Origin of the sequence: Achromobacter anxifer (assembly GCF_903652925.1) — a bacterium.
Classification (GTDB): Bacteria; Pseudomonadota; Gammaproteobacteria; order Burkholderiales; family Burkholderiaceae_B; genus Achromobacter; species Achromobacter anxifer.
In genome coordinates, this window is record NZ_CAHLAR010000011.1 from 42930 (window position 1) to 64140 (window position 21211).

General features: G+C 66.2%; 26 protein-coding genes and 1 tRNA gene. 18 read left to right on the plus strand and 9 right to left on the minus strand.

Going from position 1 to position 21211, the window contains the following annotated elements; all coding sequences use genetic code 11:
- Positions 1-91: 91 nt before the first annotated feature.
- Positions 92-1060, minus strand: a complete 969-nt coding sequence (locus HWY37_RS27505; RefSeq protein WP_176090288.1) for a Bug family tripartite tricarboxylate transporter substrate binding protein — start codon at positions 1058-1060, stop codon at positions 92-94.
- Between the two features lie 155 nt (positions 1061-1215).
- On the opposite strand from HWY37_RS27505, the gene HWY37_RS27510 reads away from it, so the two are divergent.
- From HWY37_RS27510 to HWY37_RS27565, 12 genes are all read left to right on the plus strand, one after another.
- The gene (locus HWY37_RS27510; protein WP_176090289.1) at positions 1216-2070 is read left to right on the plus strand and encodes an IclR family transcriptional regulator; all 855 of its coding nucleotides are present in this window, start codon (positions 1216-1218) and stop codon (positions 2068-2070) included.
- A gap of 92 nt (positions 2071-2162) precedes the next feature.
- Positions 2163-2429 carry an exodeoxyribonuclease VII small subunit gene (locus HWY37_RS27515; RefSeq protein ID WP_175208676.1) on the plus strand — a complete coding sequence of 89 codons (267 nt, stop codon included), beginning with the start codon at positions 2163-2165 and terminating at the stop codon, positions 2427-2429.
- A 7-nt stretch (positions 2430-2436) separates the two neighbouring features.
- On the plus strand, positions 2437-3348 hold the full coding sequence (locus HWY37_RS27520; protein WP_175208675.1) for a polyprenyl synthetase family protein: 912 nt from the start codon (positions 2437-2439) through the stop codon (positions 3346-3348).
- Between the two features lie 53 nt (positions 3349-3401).
- Positions 3402-5264, plus strand: coding sequence for a 1-deoxy-D-xylulose-5-phosphate synthase (gene dxs, locus HWY37_RS27525; RefSeq protein ID WP_176090290.1), 1863 nt, complete (start codon positions 3402-3404; stop codon positions 5262-5264).
- Between the two features lie 189 nt (positions 5265-5453).
- A complete protein-coding gene (gene folE2, locus HWY37_RS27530) occupies positions 5454-6251 on the plus strand; it encodes a GTP cyclohydrolase FolE2 (protein WP_013392505.1) in 798 nt (265 codons plus the stop codon).
- A gap of 7 nt (positions 6252-6258) precedes the next feature.
- Positions 6259-7182: a DUF817 domain-containing protein gene (locus tag HWY37_RS27535; RefSeq protein ID WP_176090291.1), complete on the plus strand. Its 924-nt coding sequence runs from the start codon at positions 6259-6261 to the stop codon at positions 7180-7182.
- Positions 7183-7395: 213 nt separating this feature from the next.
- A complete protein-coding gene (gene rpsF / locus HWY37_RS27540; RefSeq protein ID WP_013392507.1) occupies positions 7396-7773 on the plus strand; it encodes a 30S ribosomal protein S6 in 378 nt (125 codons plus the stop codon).
- A 51-nt stretch (positions 7774-7824) separates the two neighbouring features.
- The gene (gene priB, locus HWY37_RS27545; protein WP_175208672.1) at positions 7825-8148 is read left to right on the plus strand and encodes a primosomal replication protein N; all 324 of its coding nucleotides are present in this window, start codon (positions 7825-7827) and stop codon (positions 8146-8148) included.
- Between the two features lie 110 nt (positions 8149-8258).
- Positions 8259-8531: a 30S ribosomal protein S18 gene (gene rpsR, locus HWY37_RS27550; RefSeq protein WP_006218308.1), complete on the plus strand. Its 273-nt coding sequence runs from the start codon at positions 8259-8261 to the stop codon at positions 8529-8531.
- A gap of 14 nt (positions 8532-8545) precedes the next feature.
- Entirely contained in the window at positions 8546-9001 is a 456-nt protein-coding gene (gene rplI, locus HWY37_RS27555; RefSeq protein WP_175208671.1) for a 50S ribosomal protein L9, read from the plus strand.
- 125 nt (positions 9002-9126) lie between these two features.
- Positions 9127-9966 (plus strand): RIO1 family regulatory kinase/ATPase domain-containing protein, encoded by an 840-nt coding sequence (locus tag HWY37_RS27560; RefSeq protein WP_175208670.1) that lies wholly within the window; start codon positions 9127-9129, stop codon positions 9964-9966.
- Positions 9963-11345: a replicative DNA helicase gene (locus HWY37_RS27565; protein WP_054451030.1), complete on the plus strand. Its 1383-nt coding sequence runs from the start codon at positions 9963-9965 to the stop codon at positions 11343-11345. Before HWY37_RS27560 ends, HWY37_RS27565 begins: the two co-directional genes overlap by 4 nt.
- Positions 11346-11410: 65 nt before the next feature.
- Here the strand turns inward: HWY37_RS27565 and HWY37_RS27570 are convergent, their stop codons facing one another.
- From HWY37_RS27570 to HWY37_RS27590, 5 genes are all read right to left on the minus strand, one after another.
- Positions 11411-12388, minus strand: coding sequence for a bile acid:sodium symporter family protein (locus tag HWY37_RS27570; protein ID WP_175208669.1), 978 nt, complete (start codon positions 12386-12388; stop codon positions 11411-11413).
- Positions 12389-12513: 125 nt separating this feature from the next.
- Positions 12514-13494, minus strand: coding sequence for a 4-hydroxythreonine-4-phosphate dehydrogenase PdxA (pdxA, locus tag HWY37_RS27575; protein ID WP_175208668.1), 981 nt, complete (start codon positions 13492-13494; stop codon positions 12514-12516).
- Between the two features lie 75 nt (positions 13495-13569).
- Complete coding sequence (locus tag HWY37_RS27580) at positions 13570-13878, minus strand: hypothetical protein (RefSeq protein ID WP_175208667.1); 309 nt, start codon at positions 13876-13878, stop codon at positions 13570-13572.
- A 42-nt stretch (positions 13879-13920) separates the two neighbouring features.
- Positions 13921-14379 carry an Lrp/AsnC family transcriptional regulator gene (locus tag HWY37_RS27585; RefSeq protein ID WP_042792624.1) on the minus strand — a complete coding sequence of 153 codons (459 nt, stop codon included), beginning with the start codon at positions 14377-14379 and terminating at the stop codon, positions 13921-13923.
- Between the two features lie 108 nt (positions 14380-14487).
- Entirely contained in the window at positions 14488-15093 is a 606-nt protein-coding gene (locus tag HWY37_RS27590; protein ID WP_175208666.1) for a hypothetical protein, read from the minus strand.
- A 171-nt stretch (positions 15094-15264) separates the two neighbouring features.
- On the opposite strand from HWY37_RS27590, the gene HWY37_RS27595 reads away from it, so the two are divergent.
- Both HWY37_RS27595 and HWY37_RS27600 read left to right on the plus strand, forming a co-directional pair.
- Positions 15265-15510 (plus strand): hypothetical protein, encoded by a 246-nt coding sequence (locus HWY37_RS27595; protein ID WP_175208665.1) that lies wholly within the window; start codon positions 15265-15267, stop codon positions 15508-15510.
- 245 nt (positions 15511-15755) lie between these two features.
- Positions 15756-15983: a hypothetical protein gene (locus tag HWY37_RS27600; protein WP_246302420.1), complete on the plus strand. Its 228-nt coding sequence runs from the start codon at positions 15756-15758 to the stop codon at positions 15981-15983.
- An 8-nt stretch (positions 15984-15991) separates the two neighbouring features.
- Here HWY37_RS27600 and HWY37_RS27605 read toward each other — a convergent pair whose 3' ends face one another.
- Both HWY37_RS27605 and HWY37_RS27610 read right to left on the minus strand, forming a co-directional pair.
- The gene (locus HWY37_RS27605; RefSeq protein ID WP_175208663.1) at positions 15992-16555 is read right to left on the minus strand and encodes a DedA family protein; all 564 of its coding nucleotides are present in this window, start codon (positions 16553-16555) and stop codon (positions 15992-15994) included.
- Positions 16552-17991: an aminotransferase-like domain-containing protein gene (locus HWY37_RS27610; RefSeq protein WP_175208662.1), complete on the minus strand. Its 1440-nt coding sequence runs from the start codon at positions 17989-17991 to the stop codon at positions 16552-16554. The genes HWY37_RS27605 and HWY37_RS27610 overlap by 4 nt, the downstream gene beginning before the upstream one ends.
- A 169-nt stretch (positions 17992-18160) precedes the next feature.
- Between HWY37_RS27610 and HWY37_RS27615 the strand changes: the two genes are divergently transcribed.
- From HWY37_RS27615 to HWY37_RS27630, 4 genes are all read left to right on the plus strand, one after another.
- Complete coding sequence (locus HWY37_RS27615) at positions 18161-18541, plus strand: hypothetical protein (protein ID WP_176090292.1); 381 nt, start codon at positions 18161-18163, stop codon at positions 18539-18541.
- A 20-nt stretch (positions 18542-18561) separates the two neighbouring features.
- Positions 18562-18638 (plus strand) — tRNA-Met (locus HWY37_RS27620).
- A gap of 226 nt (positions 18639-18864) precedes the next feature.
- Positions 18865-19209 carry a hypothetical protein gene (locus tag HWY37_RS27625; protein WP_175208660.1) on the plus strand — a complete coding sequence of 115 codons (345 nt, stop codon included), beginning with the start codon at positions 18865-18867 and terminating at the stop codon, positions 19207-19209.
- 311 nt (positions 19210-19520) lie between these two features.
- Positions 19521-20792, plus strand: coding sequence for a TIGR03862 family flavoprotein (locus tag HWY37_RS27630; RefSeq protein WP_175208659.1), 1272 nt, complete (start codon positions 19521-19523; stop codon positions 20790-20792).
- Positions 20793-20804: 12 nt separating this feature from the next.
- On the opposite strand, the gene HWY37_RS27635 is transcribed toward HWY37_RS27630, so the two are convergent.
- Positions 20805-21203, minus strand: coding sequence for a hypothetical protein (locus HWY37_RS27635; RefSeq protein WP_175208658.1), 399 nt, complete (start codon positions 21201-21203; stop codon positions 20805-20807).
- Positions 21204-21211: the final 8 nt, after the last annotated feature.

The following is a 21211-nucleotide window of genomic DNA, read 5'->3' on the forward strand; positions in this document are numbered from 1 at the left end:
TTTGCCTTTTCACCTTAGCAGCCGCGCGCGCCCGGTTTCTGTATCGAGGGGTTAGGGCATATCTCGCTTCTTCACGAAATGCCCCGGGACCTCATTGCAGAACGATGTTGGCCTGCTTGATCAATTGCGACACGATGGGTTGTTCGGTCTTGATCTGCTTATCCAGTTCGGCGGCGGTGCCGGAGCGCGGGTCGATCCCCATGTCCAGCATGCGCTTCTTCACCGATTCATCCTGCAGGGTTTCGGTCAGGGCCTGTTGCAGCTTTTCCATGACCGGAGCGGGCGTGCCCTTGGGCGCCACGAAGCTGAACCACGCGGTCATGTCGAACGAGGGATAGCCTTCCTCGGCCAGCGTCGCCAGCTTGGGCAGGGTGGCCAGGCGGTTGGGGCTGGTGATGGCGAAGACCTTGACCTTGCCGGCGTCGGCCTGCGGCATGCCCGTGGCCACCATGTCGAAGAACAGGTCCACGTCGCCGCTGATCAGGGCGGGCAGGGCCTGGGTCGCGCCCTTGAACGGCACGTGCAGGATGTCGATGCCCGCGCGTTCCTTGAACAGTTCGCCCGCCAGGTGCGAGGACGTGCCGGGGCCGAAGGTGGCGAAGGTCAGCTTGCCCGGGTTCTGCTTGGCGTAGGCCACCACGTCCTGGGTGCTGTTGAACGGGCGCTTGGGGCTGGACAGCAGCACCAGCGGGCCCACGCCCACCATGCCGATCCGGGCGAAGCCGTCGGGATCGTAGGGCAGTTCCTTATACAGATAGCGGTTGGTGACCAGGGTGGAGTTGGTCGCCATCAGGATGGTGTAGCCGTCCGGCGCTTCGCGCGCGACGAACGCCGCGCCGATCGAGGTGCCGGCGCCCGCCTTGTTCTCGACGATCATGGGCTGGCCCAGCGTCTTGGCCATGCGTTCGGCCAGGATGCGCGTCAGCACGTCGGTGGCGCCGCCGGCCGGGAAGGGCGAGACGACCTTGATCGGACGGGCCGGATAGGACTCGGCCTGGGCGCCGAGCGCCGCGGCGCTGAGCAGCAGGCCGGCCAGCAGTTTGAGGCTAGTGCGTAGCATGTTTTCCCCTTGAAAACGTGTGCATGGATGGAATCGGGCCTGGCTTTGACGCCGCGGGGGCGGCGCTTGCCAAGTCTCCTTGGATAAATTAAATTCCGTAAATCGGAATTTAATTTTGTTATTCGAAATAAACTATAAAAACGAAGCGAATAGAAATGCAATCTTTTTCTGACCCCAAGCGCATCGCCCATCCCGCCGCCAAGCCCGACGGCAAGGTCGAGCTCAGCCTGCCCGCGCGCCGCAAGCGCGCCGCCGGGGCGGGCGAGGGCGCCAGTTCGCCCGATTTCATTACGGCGCTGGCGCGCGGGCTGGACGTGCTGCGCTGCTTCCGCCATGGCGTGGCGGCGCTGGGCAACCTGGACCTGGCGCGCCTGACCGGCCTGCCCAAGCCCACGATCAGCCGCATCACCTACACGCTTACTGAATTGGGCTACCTGCGCTATCACCCGGACACCGGCAAGTATTCGCCCGGCTACGGCGTGCTGGCCCTGGGCTTCGGGCTGCTGGCGGGGCTGGAGGTGCGCGAGCTGGCCAAGGCCTCGATGACCGAACTGGCGCGCGCCACGGGCGGCGCGGTGGCCCTGGGGGCCTTCGACGGCGATGCCATGACCTATGTCGAAGCCATCCACGGTTCGTCGGCGCTCTACCTGCGCCTGCCGGTCGGCTATCGCGCCAGCCTGGACAGCGCCATGGGCCGGGCCTACCTGGCCAGCCTGCCGCCCCAGGCCTGCGCTGACGCGCTGGCCCGCCTGGGCGAGGCCGCGCCGGCGCCCGCGGCGATCGAGCGCGCCCGCGCGGAATTGCGGGAAACGGGCTGCTGCTACGCCATCGGCGAGTGGCAGTCGGGGATCAACGCCGTGGCGGTGCCGTTCTCGTCCATCACCGGCGAGGGGGTCTTCGTCATGAGCTGCGGCGGCCCCGCCAGCCTGCTGCCCGAGGCCGGCCTGCGCACGCGCGTGGCGCCCTTGCTGCGAGCCGCGATAGCGGGGCTGGCGGGCGCGCCGGCCTGATACGCGCGGCGCGCGGCGGCAAGCCCGACGGCCTTGCGGGTATCTCGTACAATTCACGGATTGATCCACCCCTAGCGCCCTCGGAGACCCGTTTGGCCAAATCTTCACAAGCCGATCCGCAGATCGATGACCGTCCCTTGCCCCAGGATTTCGAAACGGCGCTGGCCGAGCTCGAATCGCTGGTCGCGGCCATGGAAGACGGCTCGTTGCCGCTTGAGCAGTCGCTGACCGCCTACCGGCGCGGCGTGGCGCTCACGCGTGTCTGTCAGGAACGCTTGGCGCAGGCCGAACAGCAGGTCAAGGTCCTGGAAGGCGATTTGCTGCGTCCGCTGGACCCGGCGGCGCTGGATGACGAATAAGAATCCAATGAAGCAAATTCAACTCGCCTTCCCGGAATGGTTGCAGGGCCGCGTGCAGCACGTCGAAGACGTCCTGGACGATCTGCTCCCTCCGGCGGACGCGTTGCCCTCCCGGCTGCACGAAGCCATGCGTTACGCCGTGCTCGGCGGCGGCAAGCGGGTGCGCGCCGCGCTGGTCTACGCGGCAGGCCAGGCCTGCCCGGTGAGCGGCAGCGTGCTGGCCGTGCAGGCCTCGCTGGACCGCGCCGCCGCGGCCGTGGAACTGATCCACGCCTATTCGCTGGTGCACGACGACCTGCCCTGCATGGACGACGACACCCTGCGCCGCGGCCGGCCCACCACCCACGTGCAGTTCGACGAAGCCACGGCCATGCTGGCGGGCGACGCGCTGCAGCCGCTGGCCTTCGATCTGCTGGCTTCCATGCCGATCGCGCCCGCGCTGATCGTGCAGGCCACCCAGTCGCTGGCGCGCGCCGCCGGCAGCCAGGGCATGGCGGGCGGCCAGGCCATCGACCTGTTCAGCGTCGGCCATTCGCTGTCGCGCGATGAGCTGCAGACCATGCACAGCATGAAGACGGGCGCCATGCTGGCTTGCAGCGTGGCCCTGGGCGGCATCGTCGCCGGCGCCAGCTCGGCTTCGCGCCAGGCGCTGGACGCCTACGCGCAGGCCGTCGGGCTGGCCTTCCAGGTGGTCGATGACATCCTGGACGTCACCGCCGACAGCGCCAGCCTGGGCAAGACGCCGGGCAAGGACGCCGCCGAAAACAAGCCTACCTATGTATCGCTGTTGGGGCTGGACGGCGCGCGCTCGTTCGCCCAGGAGCTGCGAGAGGATGCGCTGGCCGCCCTGGCTCCGCTGGGCGAGGCCGGATCGCGCCTGGCCGAACTGGCCGACTTCATCGTCCTACGAGACCGCTGAGCCGGGAACAGCCCGGGCTGGAGGCAGGCCGGGCCAACGAACCACATAAAAGCATGACGACAGATTTACTGGACCGCATTCAATCCCCGGCTGACCTCAAACGCCTGGATCGCCGCGAGCTGAAGAAGCTGGCGGACGAGCTGCGCGGCTTCATACTGGAGTCGGTGTCCAAGACGGGCGGGCACCTGTCGTCCAACCTGGGCACGGTCGAGCTTACCCTGGCCTTGCACCAGGTGTTCGACACGCCGCATGATCGCATCGTCTGGGACGTGGGCCACCAGTCCTACCCGCACAAGATCCTGACCGGACGCCGCGCCGGCATGGCCCAGCTGCGCCAGCAGGGCGGGATCTCGGGCTTCCCCAAGCGCAGCGAATCCGAATACGACGCCTTCGGCACCGCGCACTCTTCCACCTCCATTTCCGCCGCGCTGGGCATGGCAGTGGCGTCGCGCAACGCCGGCGTGCCGCGCCAGCACATCGCCATCATCGGCGACGGCGCGATGTCGGCCGGCATGGCCTTCGAGGCCATGAACAACGCGGGCGTCACGCCCGATATCAATCTGCTGGTGATCCTGAACGACAACGACATGTCAATCTCGCCGCCGGTGGGGGCGCTGAACCGCTACCTGGCGCGCCTGATGTCGGGCCGCTTCTACGCGGCGGCCAAGAACGTGGGCCGCGCGGTGCTGCAGCACGTGCCGCCGGTGCTGGAATTGGCGCGCCGTTTCGAAGAGCATGCCAAGGGCATGGTCACGCCGGCCACGCTGTTCGAGGAATTCGGCTTCAACTATGTCGGCCCGATCGACGGGCACGACCTGGACGCGCTGGTGCCGACCCTGCAGAACCTCAAAGCCCTGGAAGGCCTGCAGTTCCTCCACGTGGTCACCAAGAAGGGCCATGGCTACAAGCTGGCCGAGGCCGATCCTGTGCTGTACCACGGCCCCGGCAAGTTCGATCCGGCTGTCGGCATCCAGCAATCCAAGGCGCCGGGCAAGCGCAGCTTCACGCAGGTCTTCGGCCAGTGGCTGTGCGACACGGCCGAGCAGGACACGCGCCTGGTCGCCATCACGCCCGCCATGCGCGAAGGCAGCGGCCTGGTGGAATTCGAAAAACGCTTTCCGCAGCGCTATTTCGACGTCGGCATCGCGGAACAGCACGCCGTGACCTTCGCCGCCGGCATCGCCTGCGAAGGCCAGAAGCCGGTGGTCGCGATCTACTCCACCTTCATGCAGCGCGGCTACGATCAGTTCATCCATGACGTGGCCTTGCAGAACCTGGACGTCACGTTCGCGCTGGACCGCGCCGGCCTGGTGGGCGCGGACGGCGCCACGCATGCCGGCAACTACGACATCGCCTTCCTGCGCTGCGTGCCCAATATGGTCGTGACCACGCCGTCCGATGAAAACGAGACCCGGCTGCTGCTGTCGACCTGTTATCAGTATCCTGGCCCCGCGTCGGTGCGCTATCCGCGCGGCGCGGGCTGCGGCGCGCAGGAAGCGCCCGGCCTGGAAACGGTCGAGCTCGGCCGCGGCGTGGTGCGCCGCGAAGGCCGCAAGATCGCCATCCTGGGCTTCGGCATGCTGGTCCAGGCCGCGCTGGGCGCCGCCGAAAAGCTGGACGCCACCGTCGCCGACATGCGCTTCGTCAAGCCGATCGACCGCGAACTGATCCTCGACCTGGCCAGCCGGCACGACGCGCTGGTCACGCTGGAGGACGCCTCCATCATGGGCGGCGCCGGCAGCGCGGTGCTGGAAGCGCTGAGCGCGGCGGGCGTGACGATCCCGGTACTGCAGCTGGGCCTGCCGGACGAGTTCATTGATCATGGCGAACAGTCGGCGCTGTGGGCCGGCGTCGGCCTGGATGCCGCCGGCATCGAGGGCTCGATCCGCGCCCGCTACGCGAATCTGCTGGGCTGAATCCGGCCCGATCCCGCGGGCAGGCCCGTTCCGGCCCGCGGGAATGAAACACACTGTTCCGGCCCCGCCAACCTACGAATGAAAGGGTTTTCCCTGGCGCTTGGCGGACTATGGGCGATAATGGCCCCCTCTCAAAGATTCCTAGGCCCGTGCGTTTTCACGACTGACTGCCTAGACAGGTAAGCCGAAATGAATTCTCCGATCGACCCCGCCATCGTGATGCCCGACGTCCAGAGTTCGGCGGACACCCGGCACATCCCGATCCAGCGCGTGGGTATCCGTGGCGTGCGCCATCCCATGTTGATTGAAAGCGGCGACGGCTCGCCCCAGGGCACCGTGGCCAACTGGACGCTGACCGTCGCGCTGCCGCCCGAAGAAAAAGGGACGCACATGTCCCGCTTCGTGGCCCTGCTGGAAAAGTACCGCAGCACCCCCATGACGCCGACCCTGTTCCGCGCCATGGCGGCCGACATGCTGCCGCTGCTGCATGCCGAGCGCGGCGACATCACCGCCGCCTTCCCGTACTTCATCAACAAGTCCGCCCCGATCTCCGGCGTGCAGAGCCTGCTGGACTACGAAGTGCAGTGGATTGCTCGCGCACAGGGCGACGAGGTCGAGTTCGAACTGATCGTGCAGGTGCCCGTCACCAGCCTCTGTCCCTGCTCCAAGGCCATCTCCGAATACGGCGCGCACAACCAGCGCTCGCACGTCACGGTGTCCGCCATCCTGAACGCCGACATCGGCATGGACGGCGTCATCCGCCTGATCGAGGAAGAGGGTTCATGCGAACTCTGGGGCTTGCTCAAGCGCCCCGACGAGAAATACGTCACCGAGCGAGCCTACGACAATCCCAAGTTCGTCGAAGACCTGGTGCGCGACGTGGCAGCCCGCCTGAATGCGCATCCCGGCATCGCCCGCTACCGCGTGGAAGCCGAGAACTTCGAATCCATCCACAACCACTCGGCCTACGCCGTCGTGGAAGGCTGAGCTTTCCGTGAGCCATCCGGCGGCCAATGACTGGCCGCTCATCGCGGGGCTGCAGGAATGGGAATCGCGGCTGGCCAGCAATCTGGCCGGCCGCGGCCGTTTTGGCGTCGCGCTCTACGAGTTCTTCCGCTTCGGCGTGAAGCAGGCCTGGGCCTGCCTGTTCGGCGGCCTGATGTGCGCGCTGTTGCTGGGCACGCACTGGTGGTATCCGAAGGATGCCGCGCTGGCCCGCTACGACTTCCTGACCCTGGCGGCCCTGGGCATCCAGGCGCTGCTGCTGGCGCAGCGCATGGAGACCTGGAGCGAAGCCCGCGTGATCCTGCTGTTCCATGTGGTGGGAACTGGGATGGAAGTGTTCAAGACCGCCGCGGGTTCATGGCTGTATCCGGAGGCCAGTGTCTTGCGCATCGGCGGCGTGCCGCTGTTCACCGGTTTCATGTACGCGGCGGTGGGCAGCTATCTTGCCCGCGTCTGGCGTTTGTTCGACTTCCGTTTTCGCGCCCATCCACCGGTGGCGGCCTGCGTGGCGCTGTCGGTGCTGATCTATGTGAATTTCTTTGCGCATCACTACGTCATGGATTTCCGCTGGGTGCTGTTCGCGCTGACCGCCATCCTGTTCGCGCGCACCTGGGTGTATTTCCGGATCTGGCGGGTCTACCGCCGCATGCCTTTGCTGCTGGGCTTCGTGCTGGTGGCCTTGTTCATCTGGTTCGCGGAAAACATCGGCACCTTTGCCAATGCCTGGCGCTATCCCAACCAGTCGCAGGGCTGGGAGTTGGTGTCCATCGCCAAGCTGGGCTCGTGGTTCCTGCTGATGATCATCAGCTATGTGATGGTCAGCGTGGTCAACCGTCCCCAGGAAATCGATGTGGCCGATTTGCCTCGGCCAGCGGGGCAGGGAGGCGAAAATAGTCCGTCCCTGATTTCCTGAGGCCTTCCTGGCTTGCGCCGATTGCCTCGATCGGTGATAATCGAGAGCTTTCTTGCTCGACCGCCCATGGTTTTTGGGTAGCGGGCTGCCCCTTGCGGGCCACTGTCTAGGACGCAGATCGGCGATGCAAATCCCGATATGCATGACCACCCCTGATGGAAAGCATGGGTGCAAGACGGCCGGCCGGCGAGACATCCTCAAGGAGTTTTACTCATGCGTCACTACGAAGTGGTGTTTATCGTTCACCCCGACCAAAGCGAGCAAGTGCCCGCCATGGTCGAGCGTTACCAAGCGCTGGTCACGGGCCAAGGCGGCTCGGTTCACCGCCTGGAAGACTGGGGCCGCCGTCAACTGGCCTACCCGATCCAGAAGCTCGTCAAGGCTCACTACGTCTGCCTGAACATCGAGTGCGGCCAAGCCACGCTGGATGAGCTGGAACACTCGTTCCGCTACAACGACGCCGTTCTGCGCCACCTGGTCATCAAGACCAAGAAGGCTCAAGCCACGCCCTCGATCATGATGAAGTCGGTCGAACGCGAAGAAGCCCGCAAGGCTTCGGCTGAAGCAGCAGCGCCGGCTCAGGCCGAGTAAGCAGGGCTCACGCAGAGCTCATCCCATGAAGTCCCCTCGGTGCCTGGCAGGATGAACAAGCTGGAACTCAGCGCCCGCGTTCTCGAATGCGAGCCTTTGCGCCACACTCCCGCCGGATTGCCCGCACTGGAAATGGTGCTGGCGCACGAGTCGGAAGTCGTCGAAGCAGGCCTCCCGCGCCGCGTCGAACTGACTATCTCGGCCGTGGCACTGGGCGATCTGGCGTTGCTGCTGAAGGACACCGCCCTAGGGTCCGAATTGCTGGTGCAGGGGTTTCTGGCTCCCACCCGCAAGGACTCGGTGAAGGTGAAGCTGCATTTGCAGCAGGCACGCAAGATCAGCGGCAGCGCAGGACGCGATCCGCTGGTGGCTTGAAGGGAATTGAGCAAGAGGCGCGATGAGCGCCTTCTGAAATCGGATAGGTTATGGGGGTTTGGGCCCGTTTTGGGTAAAACCCGGCCCCCTCAAACAAAGAGGCACATATCATGGCTTTCTTCGGAAAACGCAAGGAAAAACGCAAATTCACGCAGCAGAACCCGCTCTTCAAGCGTCGTAAGTTCTGCCGCTTCACCGCTGCCGGCGTGGAAGAGATCGACTACAAGGATCTGGACACCCTGCGCGACTTCGTGCAAGAAAACGGCAAGATCATCCCGGCTCGCCTGACCGGCACCAAGGCAATCTACCAGCGTCAGCTGGACACGGCCATCAAGCGCGCGCGCTTCCTGGCTCTGTTGCCTTACACCGATAACCACAACTAATCCGGGGCACTGAAATGCAAGTTATTCTGCTCGAAAAAGTCGTCAACCTGGGTAACCTCGGCGAAGTCGTGCGCGTGCGTGATGGCTACGCCCGCAACTTCCTGATCCCCCAGCGCAAGGCCCGTCGCGCAACCGACGCCGCCCTGAAGGAATTCGAAGCGCGCCGCGCTGAACTGGAAAAGGCCCAGGCTGAAAAGCTGGCCGCTGCCCAAGCCCTGGGCGAGCGCGTCGCCGGCTTCCAGCTGAAGATCGTCCAGAAGGCTGGCGTCGACGGCCGTCTGTTCGGCTCGGTCACCAATGCCGACATCGCCGAAGGTCTGCGCAAGGCCGGTTTCGAAGCCGTCGAAAAGTCGCAAATCCGCCTGCCCAACGGCCAGCTGAAGTCGATCGGCGAATTCCCCGCCCAGGTCGCCCTGCACGCTGACGTGCTGGTCGACGTGACGATCCTGGTCGAAGGCGAACTGTCCTAAGCCGGTATCCGCAGTAAGAAAAAAGCCGGCCCGCGTGCCGGCTTTTTTTCTGTTTGTCTCGCCGTATTGCGTGTAGTCTTCGGGCTCACGATCCAGGCTCAGCACCGCTTTCCTCAGAGGACCTCTTGACTCAGCCCCCCGTTCACCACAACGCGCCGCCTGGCCTGCGAGCCTGGCTTGATGGCGTGGATGCGTCGCGTGAGCCTTCGGTGCGGGATGTGACGATAGATGGCGTGCGCTGCATCATCAAGCGCCGCCGCCCCAGCATCGGGCGCGGCGTCAGCTACGCGCTGCGCTATGTGCGCGCGCTGTTCCTGGGCGTGGGCTGCAAGCTCTTCCTGGGCGAGTTTCCGCGGCCTGGCGTGCTGTTGCACAACGGTCTGGCGCATGAGGCGCGGCGCCTGGCGCAGTTGCTCGAAGCGGGCTGCCGCGTGCCCGAGGTATGGTGGCAGGAGCAAGGCCTGCTGGTGCTGGAATATGTGGGCGAGGACTTGGCGGACCTGATCCGCAACGAGGACACCACGTCCCGGATGTGGCTGGCGCGCGCGGCCGCGGCCGACCTGGCCGCCTTCCATGCCCGCGGCATGTGGCACGGCGGCGCGCAGATCCGCAACATTACGCTGCAGGACGGCGAGCTCTGGCGCATTGATTTCGAAGAGAACATCGGCGCGACCCTGTCGCGGCCGCTGGCGCAGGCCTACGATCTGTTCCAGATGCTGGCCTCTATGGTGTCTTTGCGTAAATTGCCCGACGACGTGGCCCGCACGCTGGGTAAACTGGCGCTTGACGTCTACTTCGAGAGCAATCCCGACGCGGAGGTCCGGGCCCGCCTGACCCGCCTGGCGCGGGTGCTATGCGCCGTCGCGGCGCCCCTGCGCGTGGTGCTGGGCCGCCTGCCTTCGCGCGACATCCAGGGATTCTTCCGCGTTGCGGACATCCTGCAGCCGTTACTATTGAAGTCATGAATACACCTGCCGATTCCCAGCTCGAATACCTGCGCGTTCCCCCCCATTCCATCGAGGCGGAGCAGTCGGTGCTGGGCGGCCTGCTGCTGGACAACGCGGCCTGGGACCGCATTGCCGACGTGCTGGTCGAAGAAGATTTCTACCGCCATGACCACCGGCTGATTTGGCACCATATCGCCCGCCTGATCGGCCTGGCGCGCCCGGCCGACGTCATCACCGTCCATGAATCGCTGGTCAGCGCCGGCAAGGCCGAGGACGCCGGCGGCTTGGCTTATCTGAACGCGCTGGCCCACAACACGCCGTCGGCGGCCAACATCCGCCGCTATGGCGAGATCGTGCGCGAGCGCGCCATGCTGCGCAAGCTGGTCGCGATTGCCGACGAGATCTCGGCGGCCGCCATGAGCCCGCAGGGCAAGGAAGCCCGCCAGCTGCTGGACGAGGCCGAGTCCAAGGTCTTTCAGATCGCCCAGGAGGGCGCCCGCGGCGCCGCGGGCTTCCAGGAAATCCAGCCGCTGCTGACGCAGGTGGTGGAGCGTATCGACGAGCTCTATCACCGCGAGAGCACCTCCGACGTGACCGGCGTGCCCACCGGCTTCACCGACCTGGACAAGATGACTTCGGGCATGCAAGGCGGCGACTTGATCATCGTGGCCGGCCGCCCCTCGATGGGCAAGACCTCGTTCTCGATGAACATCGGCGAGCACGTCGCCATCGAGGAAGGGCTGCCAGTGGCGGTGTTCTCCATGGAAATGGGCGCGGTGCAGCTGGCCATGCGTATGCTGGGTTCGGTCGGCCTGCTGGACCAGCACCGCATGCGGACCGGCAAGCTGATCGCCGAGGACTGGCCGCGCGTGACTCACGCCGTCCAGCTGATGCAGGACGCGCAGGTCTACATTGACGAGTCGCCGGCGCTCAGCCCGATGGAAGTGCGCGCGCGCGCGCGCCGCCTGGCGCGCCAGTGCGGCCAGCTCGGCCTGATCATCATCGACTACCTTCAGCTCATGTCGGGCAACGGCTCGGGTGAAAACCGGGCCACCGAAGTGTCGGAAATCAGCCGCTCGCTCAAGGGCCTGGCCAAGGAACTCAACTGCCCGCTGATCGCGCTGTCGCAGCTGAACCGAAGCCTGGAGCAGCGCCCCAACAAGCGTCCCGTGATGAGCGACCTGCGCGAATCCGGCGCTATCGAACAGGACGCCGACGTGATCCTGTTCATCTACCGCGACGAGGTCTATAACCCCGATTCGCCGGACAAGGGCACCGCCGAGATCATCATCGGCAAGCAGCGTAACGGTCCTATCGGCTCTGTGCGCCTGACCTTCCAGGGCTCCAGCACGCGCTTCCTGAACTTCTCGGGCGCGCAGCCGCGCGACATGTACTGAGCCTGCCCGGCCCATGAAAAAACCGCGCCTCGGCGCGGTTTTTTATTGCGTTCTGGAAAGCGATGTCAGGCTTCTGCTTCGGGCCGTTTGCCGAAGCGCGCCGCCAGCACGCCGCACACCATCAGCTGGATCTGGTGGAACAGCATCAGGGGCAGCACGATGGCGCCCACGGCATGGCCGGCGAACAGCACCTGCGCCATCGGGATGCCGCTGGCCAGGCTTTTCTTCGAGCCGCAGAACAGCAGCGTGATGCGGTCTTCGACATTGAAGCCGAACACGCGACCGGCCAGCGCCGACAGGCCCAGCGCCAGCGCCAGGATCACGGAGCAGGCCACGACCAGGCCAGCCAGCGCGGGGATCGGGGTCGAGCTCCACAGGCCCTCGTTGATGGCTTCCGAAAAGGCCGTGTAGACCACCAGCAGGATGGAGCCCTGGTCGACGAACTTGAGCATGGCCTTGCGCTTGTGCACCCAGGCGCCGATCCAGCGGCGCGCGAACTGGCCCAGCACGAAAGGCAGCAGCAGCTGCAGCATGATCTTGATGACGGCGTCGAAGGAAATCGGCGCGCTGCCGGCATTGGCGACCACCGTGCCCACCAGCAGCGGCGTGAGGAAGATGCCGAGCAGGCTGGAAGCGGAGGCGCTGCACACGGCGGCCGGCACGTTGCCGCGCGCCATCGAGGTGAAGGCGATGGCCGATTGCACCGTGGCGGGCAGGCAGCACAGGAACATGATGCCCAGGTAAAGCTCCGGCGTGACCAGCGGCTCCAGCACGGGCTTGAGCGCCAGGCCCAGCAGCGGGAACATCAGGAAGGTCGCCGAGAAGATCGTCAGGTGCAGCTTCCAGTGCGTCAGGCCGGCGATGATGGCCTCGCGCGACAGGCGCGCGCCGTGCAGGAAGAACAGCAGGCCGACCGCAATGTTGGTGATCCAGCCGAACACGGCCACGCCTTGCCCGTGCGCGGGCACGATGCTGGCAATGATGACGGTGCAGATCAGGTAGAGGGTGAAGCGGTCGGGCAGAAGGCGGGCAAGGCGTGACATGAGGACGGGAGGGAGACGGACGGGAAGCGCCCGGGAGGCGCCGTAAACGGGGCGTATTGTAGTCCCGGGGACGCAATGCTTCCTGACAGCCAGTTGTCAGCGCCGCGAAGCGGCGCCGGCCGGCCTCAAGGCGTCATGGCCAGCGCCAGGTCGAAGGCGGCGACCAGCGAGGCGTGGTCGGCCAGGCCCTTGCCCGCGATGTCGAAGGCGGTGCCGTGGTCGACGCTGGTGCGCACGAAGGGCAGGCCCACCGTCACGTTCACGCCATGGTCCAGGCCCAGGTACTTGACCGGGATGAGGCCCTGGTCGTGATACTGGGCGACCACGATGTCGAATTCGCCGCGCCGCGCGCGCATGAAGATCGTGTCGCCGGGCCAGGGGCCGCTGGCGTCTATGCCTTGTTCGCGGGCGGCGGCGATCGCGGGTTCGATGATGTCGATGTCCTCGCGGCCGAACTTGCCGCCTTCGCCCGCGTGCGGATTCAGGCCGGCGACCGCGACGCGCGGCTGCGCGATACCCATCTGCCGGCAGGCCTGGTCCGCCAGCCGCATGGCGGTCAGCTCCGATTGCGGCGTGATGCGCGCGATCACATCGGCCAGCGCCACGTGTATGGTCACCAGCAGCACGCGCAGCTCGTCGTTGGCCAGCATCATCGCGAAGTCGCGGGTGTCCGAGCGTTCAGCCAGGATCTCGGTGTGGCCGGGGTAGTCGATGCCGGCCGCGTGCATGGATTTCTTGTTCAGCGGCGCCGTGACGATCGCGCGGATGCGGCCGGCCTGCGCGTCGTCGATGGCCGCGCAGACGTAGTCGTAGGCGCCGCGTCCGGCAAGCGCGCTGATCTGCCCCAGCGGCAGGTCGGCGGGCAGGGTGGGGCTGCAGGCTATCACGTTGATGTGGTCCGCCCCGGCCGTGGCCTGGCCCACGTCCGCGATTTCGACGATCTGAAGCCGCGCGCCCAGCTGGGCGGCGGCACGGCGCAGCGCGCCTGCGTCGCCATACACCACGCAAGGCGCATTCAAGCCTTGCGCGCAGGCCTTGACGACGATTTCGGGGCCGATGCCGGCGGCATCGCCCATGGTGATACCCACGGGCAGGGAGGTCTTCACGATGCTTCTTGGAATTGGGGTTGCGTTGCGATAAATGCTACACCCGATCGCGGACCTGGCCCGGCCCGCGCCGCCCTACTCGGCAGGTTTCTTCGCGGTTTCGATGACGCCGCACTGGAAGGTGACCGTGGCGCGCTTGGAGCCCAGGCCGGTCGCATGGTTGGACGTGATCTTGGGCTTGAGCAGCTTGCGGCCGGAGGACTGGCAGTACTCCTCGGCGCGTTGCAGGGCCTGGGTCTTGATTTCCACCCAGGTCATCATCTGGGTGCCGGAGCTGTAGCTGACGCTGTAGGTGTCCTTGTCGACGGACGTGACCTCGCTCATGCTGGAACAGGCGGCCAGCAGGGTGAGCAGGGCGGCGGCGGGGGCAAGGCGTGCAAGCATGAGGGGTCCTGGAATCACGATAGCTGCCATTACACCATCATTTCAAGGCGCGCCCACGGCGCTGCGGCGGTCGAGCTTGCGGCTGAGGACGATGGAAGTCTGGGTTTGCTTGACGCCGTCGATCAGGCCGATGCGGTCCAGCAGTTCGTCCAGCTGTTCATGGGTTTCGCAGCGCAGGAAGATCAGATAGTCATAGGGGCCGCTGACCGACGAGACTTCCTCGACCTCGGGCATCTTCTCCAGTTCGCGGATCACCGCCGCCGGCGTCTTGGGCAACACGCTGATGAAGCAGTAGGCGCGCACCGCCGCTTCTTCCAGCAGCCGCCCGAGGCGCACGCCGTAGCCCGCCACGATGTGTTCGCGTTCAAGCCGCGCGATGCGCGCCACCACGGTGGTGCGGGCCAGGCCGAGCTTGCGCGCCAGGATGGCCGCGGGTTCGCGCGCATTGGCTTGCAGCAGGCTGAGCAGTTGCCGGTCGATGGCGTCGAGTCGTTCGTTCATACGGTGAGGGTCGGCAAGAAGCGCAAGGGCGCGAGTGCCGACGGTACAGGCCCGGGCTTGTCCGCGTCAATGCGCGGCTGTTTGCTGGCGCGGCCCAGCGTAGGCGCGCTAGCCGTCCGACTCCGGCGGAATGCCGCCCTGGTAGATGCGGCCGTCGAACTCGAAGCGCGTGATGGTCTTGCGCGCGGCGTCGAAGATGCGGTCGCGGCTGGCGTCGTCCAGGCCGTCGTGATCCGCGAAGCTGAAGCGGCACAGGTCGATGTCGCTGTCGTAGAAGGCCGAGTGCACGTAGCGGCTGACGTCGGCTTCGTGGGCGAAATGCGCGAACTCGCGCAGCTGCTCCATTTCGTGGAAGGAGCCGTTGCGGCTGACCAGCAGCATGCCGAACTTGCGCTCTTCGTCGGCTATGGGTTCGGGCGCGGGCGCGGCGTCCGGGAACTGCGGCTCCCGGTAATCGAAATGGGCGCCCAGCTCGCGCATGGCGGCCAGCACCCGTTGCCATTCCGCTTCCTCCAGCGTCAGCCGGGCCGCCACGTAAAATAAGCGTTGGCGGCCGAGCGAGCGCGGCTCGGGGCCGCCGACATAGCTGGGCCAGGGAATGGCCGCGTCCAGTCCCGCCAGTTCCGCCATGCGGGCATTGCTGTATCCGAGGCGGTCCTGCAGGCGCCGCATGGCTTGGGCATCCGGCGGAACGTAGTTCTGGATCGTCTTCATGAGCGGCCTCCCATTGCACCGGATATTCCGGGGCGCGGAACCGGTGGCGTGCGCCGCGGCGCCGCGCGGCCTCGGTTCATGCTAGCGCGGCGCGCGGGCCTTGCCTAGCGCGAGGGTTGCGAGAGCGCCGTGCTAGGATTTGCGCCGACTTCAATGCCAGGAGGCTTTCACATGGACATTCAGGAACAAATCGCCGTCATCGTGCACACCATCTCGCACCAGGGCGGACGCATCGACGCGCTGAACTCGACGCTGCTGTCGATGCTGCATCTGGTCAAGGCTTCGCCCGGCCTGCGCGAGGCCATCGAGGCCCAGCTGGAGCAGAACTATTCCAGCCTGCTGGCCCGCTCCGAGAATCCGCAATACGTGGCGGGTTTCGAGAGCGTGCGCGACATGATCGTCGGTGCGCTGAAGTAACCCCCCGGCCTGCGCAGGCCCAGGCGGAAGTTACCCACAACTTCTGTGGACAAGCCTTGGGATAGTACGGGCATAGATATCCAATTTTCTTTAATTACAAAGGCTTGCGCGGGGCGGTCAAAGGTGGCTCCGATTGCCCATGCGGAAGGCGGTTCAGGCGGCCGCGCGTAGGGGCTGCAAGCCGGGTAATATTCGGCCCCATGCGGAATCAGTTTTCATTGGAATGCCGGGGCGGATCGGTGGCGGTGCGCGTCTCGGAAGCAGCAAAGCTGGCGGCGTTCGACCCCGGCAAACTCTCGCCCGAGGCGCGCCAGAGCTGGGAGCGCATGGGGCATGGCTTCAAGGCCTGGCACGACTTCGACCAGCGTCATCCCATATTGCGCCGCCTGTCGCGCCTGCCCTTCGTCGGCACCTGGTACCGCAATGCGCGGCGCCGCTACGTGCTGCGCGCCAGCGGCAAGCTGGTGGTCTGAGGCCGCGCTTACTTGCGGCGCCTGCCGAACAGGTGATACGCCAGCCAGATCACCACTCCGATCGCGACGGCCACCGCCAACTTGGTTTCCACGCCATGCAGGCGTCCCAGCAGGGATTCGATCGTCTGCCCGAACGCATAGCCCAGCGTGCTGAAGCACACCGCCCAGATCGCGGCGGCGATGCCATTCAGCACCAGGAAGCGCAGCGGCGACACGCGCGACACGCCCAGCGCCACCGGCCCCACGGTGCGCAAGCCATAGAGAAAGCGCAGGCTCAGTATGAAGCCGTGCGGATAGCGGTCCACCGCCTCCAGCGCCTTTGCGAACGCGGGTTTTTCGCGGATGCGCTGGACGTAGCGATGGTCGCGGTAGCGGCGGCCCAGGTAGAACAGCGCCTGGTCCGCGAGAAATGAGCCGGCGAACGCGCACAGCATCACATAAGGCAGGTGCAGGAGACGCTGGTGCGCGAGAAATCCGGCGAACACGACCACGCTTTCGCCTTCGAGCAGCGTGCCGCCGAATACTGCCCAAAGGCCGTAGTCGACGATGAACTGGTGCAGGGCCGGGTTCATCGGGGCCGCTCGCCCACGATGCGTGCGAGCGTCTGCAGCGCGTGGGTGATCTCGGGCGTGGTGCGCTGCCCGCAGCTGATGCGCAGGAAGTGGTTGTAGCGCGTGCCATTGGAAAACATGGCGCCGGGCGCGACCCGTATGCCCTGGCGCAGGGCGGCTTCGAACACGTCCATGCCGGAGCGGCCGTCGGGCATTTCCACCCACAGCAGCATGCCGCCTTGCGGCACGCTCAGCCGCGTGCCGGCCGGGAAGTGCGCGGCGATGGTTTCGGCGGTCTGGTCGCGCTGCATCTTCAGTTGCCGGCGCAGGCGCGACAGATGCCGGTCATAGGCGCGCGATCCCATGAACTCCGCCACGGCCATCTGCGCCAGCGGTTCGTTGGGGCGGCTCTGCGCGAACTTCAGCATGGCGATGCGGGCCTTCCAGCGGCCGCCCAGCAGCCAGCCCAGCCGCATTCCCGGCGCCAGCGTCTTGTGCATGGACGAGCAATAGATGACGTTGCCGGTCGCGTCCCAGGACTTGGCGGCGGCCAGCGGCGTGTCGTCGTCGGTCAGCGCGCCGTAGGTGTCGTCTTCGATCAGCGGCACCTGCTGGCGTTCGCACAGGGCGACCAGCCGCGCCTTTTCCGCTTCGGGCATGACGCAGCCCAGCGGATTCTGGAAATTGGGCACCACCACCACCGCGCGGATGTTGCCATGCGTCTGGAAGGCCAGGTCCAGCGCTTCGATCGACAGGCCGTGCTGGGGGCTGGTGGGAATCTCCAGCGCCCGCATGCCCAGGCTTTCCAGGATCTGCAGCAGGCCGAAATAGGCGGGCGACTCGACCGCGATGGTGTCACCGGGCCGGGCCACCGCGCGCAGCGCCAGGTTCAGCGCCTCGATGCAGCCGTGCGTGACGATGACGTCATCGGGCGTGGCGTTGATGCCGTTGGCCAGGGCGCGCCGGGCCAGCACGGTGCGCAGTTCCGGATGCCCTTGTGGCGGTACCGGGCTGACCAGCACCTGGGGCGACAGGCGCAGCGCGCGGATCATGGCCTGCTTCAGTTCTTCCAGCGGGTAGGCCTCGGGCACCGCCGCGGCCAGGGCGAAGTTGGCGCTGACGGGATGCGCCTCGCACTTGGCCACGAAATCCGAGACCCGGTCGTGGATGCCCACGTATTGCGCGGCGCCCAGCGTCTGGCGGATGTCAGGTTCGCCCACGGGCGGGATGCTGTTGCGCCGGGGCTTGAGCACGAAGTATCCCGAACGGGGCCGGGCTTCGATCAAGCCATCGTCTTCCAACTGGCGGCAGGCTTGCAGCGCCGTGGACAGGCTGACGTGATGGGTGCGCACGAGGGTGCGGACCGAGGGCATGCGCTGGGCGGGAGCCAGCACGCCTGTCTGGATGGCGCGCCGGTAATGGTTCGCCAAGCGTAGGTATAGCGGTTGCGGGTCCATGCGCCGATCATGCTCCCCGAGGTTGGAATGAGGGTAGGCACAGATTCATGCAAAGTACACCATAACAGGTGGAAAATCGAGGTTCTGCACCGGTACAGAAACCCAGAGAGTGTGACTGTTGCGCATAGCAGGGGGCGCGTAGCCTGTGATTGTCCTACTGGAGATGATCATGACCATGAATTCCGCCCCCGATGCGCTGGCCCGCCGCCTCGAACTCGCCGCCGGCGCCAGCCGCAAACTCGTGTTGGGCGCAGGCGCCACCCTGGTCTGCGTCAGCGGCAGCGTGCGCGTCGAAGAGCCCGCGACCGGCCCGGAAGCCGCGGGAGGATTGCCTGGCGCGGTTTCGGTGCGCATCAATGCCGGGGAAGGGCATGGACTGGCATACGGCGGCGTGGCGCGGGTCACGGCCATCGGGGCCGCGGAAGTGATCTGCCTGGACAAACCAGGCCCGCTTGGCCGGTTTTTGCGCGCCGCGACCACTTTTTTTCAGGTGAATTCGACCGAAACTGGAAAAAATGCGCTGGGTGCGCTGCACAAGATTTCAAAATGATGTATGATTCACACATCAGACGCGGGGTGGAGCAGTCTGGCAGCTCGTCGGGCTCATAACCCGAAGGTCGTAGGTTCAAATCCTGCCCCCGCAACCAGTTTCAAGCAGGACCCGGATGTTCCGGCAGCACGTCGAAAGATGCGCGTCGAACAGCCACCAGCAGAAAAAAGCCGCGAATTCATCGCGGCTTTTTTTTCGCCGCTTGCTCTGCGTCAAACCTTTGTTCCAGTCCGGACTTTCCCTGGTGTTCGTGGCCGCACAGCGTTGCGGCCCTGCGCTACCATGGGCCACGCGCGCTAGTTTGCCGCACTCGAGGAGGGTCCATGGGAACAGCAAAATACGATCATCCCGGCTATGTCGCCGATACCGGCGCTGACGGCAAATTCCACGTGGGCATATGGTGCCCGCACGGCTATCCTGCCCATATTCATATCGGCCGCCCCGCGGAGCGCGGCGATCCCCAGGCGCTGCTGCGTCTGCGCATACCGGACGGGGTGTTCCAGTCCTTGCCCGACGATCCCGAAACCCTGTGCCGCCGCGCGCTCGGCCAGGCGTTGGGCGCCGGGCTGCTGCCCTCGGTCTCGGTGGATGGTGAATTCCAGGAACTGCGTTTCGAACTGGACTCCGAACCCTGGTCCGGACCCATGCTATCCGCCGCCCACGCCTGAGGCGCAAGCGCGGCAAGAGCCGGGAACTTGCCCGGTTTGCAGGCCGAATTACCCACAGCCATTGTGGACAAGCCTTGGGATAGCCTCTGCGTATTTCGGGTTTTCCCTGTAATAACAAAGGCTTGGCGCCTGCGGTCAATAAACGCCCCAAAGGGGGCGTTTATTGCGTCTGTCCCGCCCGCGCAGCGGGGCTGTGCGACAATCTTTTCCCCCTGCGGCGCGGCCGCGTCTCCTCGGCCTTTCCCTCCCGGTTTGTCTCCCATGTTCTGTGTTTTGCGTATCCATTCCCTCGGCTTGAAGGCGCCTGCGCCATGAGTCCGGCAGCCGCGCGCGTCGCGGTCATCGGCGGCGGTCCGGCAGGCCTGATGGCCGCCGAACGCTTGAGCGCGCAGGGCGTGGAGGTGGACGTGTTTGACGCCATGCCCTCGGTGGGGCGCAAGTTCCTGATGGCGGGGCGCGGCGGATTGAATCTGACTCATAGCGAACCGGCCGCGCCGTTCCTGGCGCGTTACGGAGAGCGCGCGCCGCAAGTGGCGCCCTGGCTGCGGGCGCTGGATGCCGCTGCGCTGCGCGAATGGACGCACGGCCTGGGCATCCAGACCTTCGTGGGTTCGTCCGGCCGCGTGTTTCCCCAGGAGATGAAGGCCGCTCCCTTATTGCGGGCCTGGCTGGCCAGGTTGCGCGCCAGCGGCGTGCGCCTGCACATGCGGCATCGCTGGCTGGGCTGGTCCCCGGGTTCGCAGCCGGGCGCGGCGACGTTGCGTTTTCAGACGCCCGAGGGCTTGCGGGAGCATGCGGCCGACGCCGTGGTGCTGGCGCTGGGCGGGGGCAGCTGGGCCAAGCTCGGGTCGGACGGCACCTGGGTGCAGGGACTCCAGGCGCACGGCATCGGAGTTGCGCCGTTGCGCCCGGCCAATTGCGGCTTCGACGTGGCGTGGTCGGATCATTTCCGCGAGCGCAATGCGGGGCAGCCGGTCAAATCCGTGGCCATGTCTTGCGAGACCGGGGCAGGCGGCAAGTTGGCCAGGCAGGGGGAGTTCGTCATTTCGGAAACCGGCATCGAAGGCAGCCTGGTCTACGCCTTGTCGGCGCCGCTGCGCGACCAGATCGACGCGCAAGGGTACGCTACCGCCATGCTGGATCTGGCCCCCGATTGGCCCCAGGAAAAAGTTTTGGCCGCGGTGACGCATCCGCGCGGTTCGCGTTCGATGTCCAGCCATCTGCAAAGCCGCTTGGGCCTGATCGGGGTAAAGGCGGGCCTGCTGCGCGAATGCGCCACGGCCGAGGACTTCCGCGATCCCGAGCGGCTGGGCTTGCGCATCAAGGCGCTGCCCCTGCGTTTGCTGCGGGCGCGCCCCATCGACGAGGCGATCAGCACTGCGGGCGGGGTGGCGTTCGACGCGCTCGATCCCGGCCTGATGCTACGTCAGGTTCCAGGGGTGTTCTGCGCGGGGGAAATGCTGGATTGGGAGGCGCCTACGGGCGGCTACCTGCTGACGGCTTGCATGGCCAGCGCCGTGGTTGCGGCGGCTGGCGTGGTGGATTTCCTGCGAGCCGGCGGGCGGATGCCGCCGGCGGCTTGAAGCGGGGCAGGCTCAGGAGCCCGAGGAGTAGGGCGCCAGACCCAGCGGTGCGCGCGGCGCCAGGTCGCCGACGACTTGGCCGACCACGGGAGCGCCGCCTTCGGGTTGCGTGATGATGCCGATGACGCGGGTAATGGAACTGGCCGGTATGTCGGTGCCGTGTGCCGGATCCTGGACCAGTTGCCAGATGGCGGGTTCCTCGGGAGCTGTATCTTGCTCGGAGTTGTCCAGGCAGCTGCGGGCAAAGGCAGACCAGTCCGAAGCGTTGCAGGGCAAGCCATGCGCGGTGGCCAGCCGGGCCAGGGCCAGGGGCGCATCCGCCTGGCTGGCGGCATGCTGGGCGGCTGCGCCCAGCGATACGTCCAGGGACAGCAATCGGAGAAACTCTACGACATTGTCGGCATTCTGCATTGTGGGGT

What these genes read in the sequence shown, in the direction of transcription:
- HWY37_RS27505 (WP_176090288.1), bottom strand. Translation starts at nt 1,060, where the DNA reads ATGCTACGCACTAGCCTCAAACTGCTGGCCGGCCTGCTGCTCAGCGCC.
- HWY37_RS27510 (WP_176090289.1), top strand. Translation starts at nt 1,216, where the DNA reads ATGCAATCTTTTTCTGACCCCAAGCGCATCGCCCATCCCGCCGCCAAG.
- HWY37_RS27520 (WP_175208675.1), top strand. Translation starts at nt 2,437, where the DNA reads ATGAAGCAAATTCAACTCGCCTTCCCGGAATGGTTGCAGGGCCGCGTG.
- dxs (WP_176090290.1), top strand. Translation starts at nt 3,402, where the DNA reads ATGACGACAGATTTACTGGACCGCATTCAATCCCCGGCTGACCTCAAA.
- folE2 (WP_013392505.1), top strand. Translation starts at nt 5,454, where the DNA reads ATGAATTCTCCGATCGACCCCGCCATCGTGATGCCCGACGTCCAGAGT.
- rpsF (WP_013392507.1), top strand. Translation starts at nt 7,396, where the DNA reads ATGCGTCACTACGAAGTGGTGTTTATCGTTCACCCCGACCAAAGCGAG.
- priB (WP_175208672.1), top strand. Translation starts at nt 7,825, where the DNA reads ATGAACAAGCTGGAACTCAGCGCCCGCGTTCTCGAATGCGAGCCTTTG.
- rpsR (WP_006218308.1), top strand. Translation starts at nt 8,259, where the DNA reads ATGGCTTTCTTCGGAAAACGCAAGGAAAAACGCAAATTCACGCAGCAG.
- rplI (WP_175208671.1), top strand. Translation starts at nt 8,546, where the DNA reads ATGCAAGTTATTCTGCTCGAAAAAGTCGTCAACCTGGGTAACCTCGGC.
- HWY37_RS27565 (WP_054451030.1), top strand. Translation starts at nt 9,963, where the DNA reads ATGAATACACCTGCCGATTCCCAGCTCGAATACCTGCGCGTTCCCCCC.
- HWY37_RS27570 (WP_175208669.1), bottom strand. Translation starts at nt 12,388, where the DNA reads ATGTCACGCCTTGCCCGCCTTCTGCCCGACCGCTTCACCCTCTACCTG.
- HWY37_RS27580 (WP_175208667.1), bottom strand. Translation starts at nt 13,878, where the DNA reads ATGCTTGCACGCCTTGCCCCCGCCGCCGCCCTGCTCACCCTGCTGGCC.
- HWY37_RS27585 (WP_042792624.1), bottom strand. Translation starts at nt 14,379, where the DNA reads ATGAACGAACGACTCGACGCCATCGACCGGCAACTGCTCAGCCTGCTG.
- HWY37_RS27590 (WP_175208666.1), bottom strand. Translation starts at nt 15,093, where the DNA reads ATGAAGACGATCCAGAACTACGTTCCGCCGGATGCCCAAGCCATGCGG.
- HWY37_RS27595 (WP_175208665.1), top strand. Translation starts at nt 15,265, where the DNA reads ATGGACATTCAGGAACAAATCGCCGTCATCGTGCACACCATCTCGCAC.
- HWY37_RS27605 (WP_175208663.1), bottom strand. Translation starts at nt 16,555, where the DNA reads ATGAACCCGGCCCTGCACCAGTTCATCGTCGACTACGGCCTTTGGGCA.
- HWY37_RS27610 (WP_175208662.1), bottom strand. Translation starts at nt 17,991, where the DNA reads ATGGACCCGCAACCGCTATACCTACGCTTGGCGAACCATTACCGGCGC.
- HWY37_RS27615 (WP_176090292.1), top strand. Translation starts at nt 18,161, where the DNA reads ATGACCATGAATTCCGCCCCCGATGCGCTGGCCCGCCGCCTCGAACTC.
- HWY37_RS27625 (WP_175208660.1), top strand. Translation starts at nt 18,865, where the DNA reads ATGGGAACAGCAAAATACGATCATCCCGGCTATGTCGCCGATACCGGC.
- HWY37_RS27630 (WP_175208659.1), top strand. Translation starts at nt 19,521, where the DNA reads ATGAGTCCGGCAGCCGCGCGCGTCGCGGTCATCGGCGGCGGTCCGGCA.
- HWY37_RS27635 (WP_175208658.1), bottom strand. Translation starts at nt 21,203, where the DNA reads ATGCAGAATGCCGACAATGTCGTAGAGTTTCTCCGATTGCTGTCCCTG.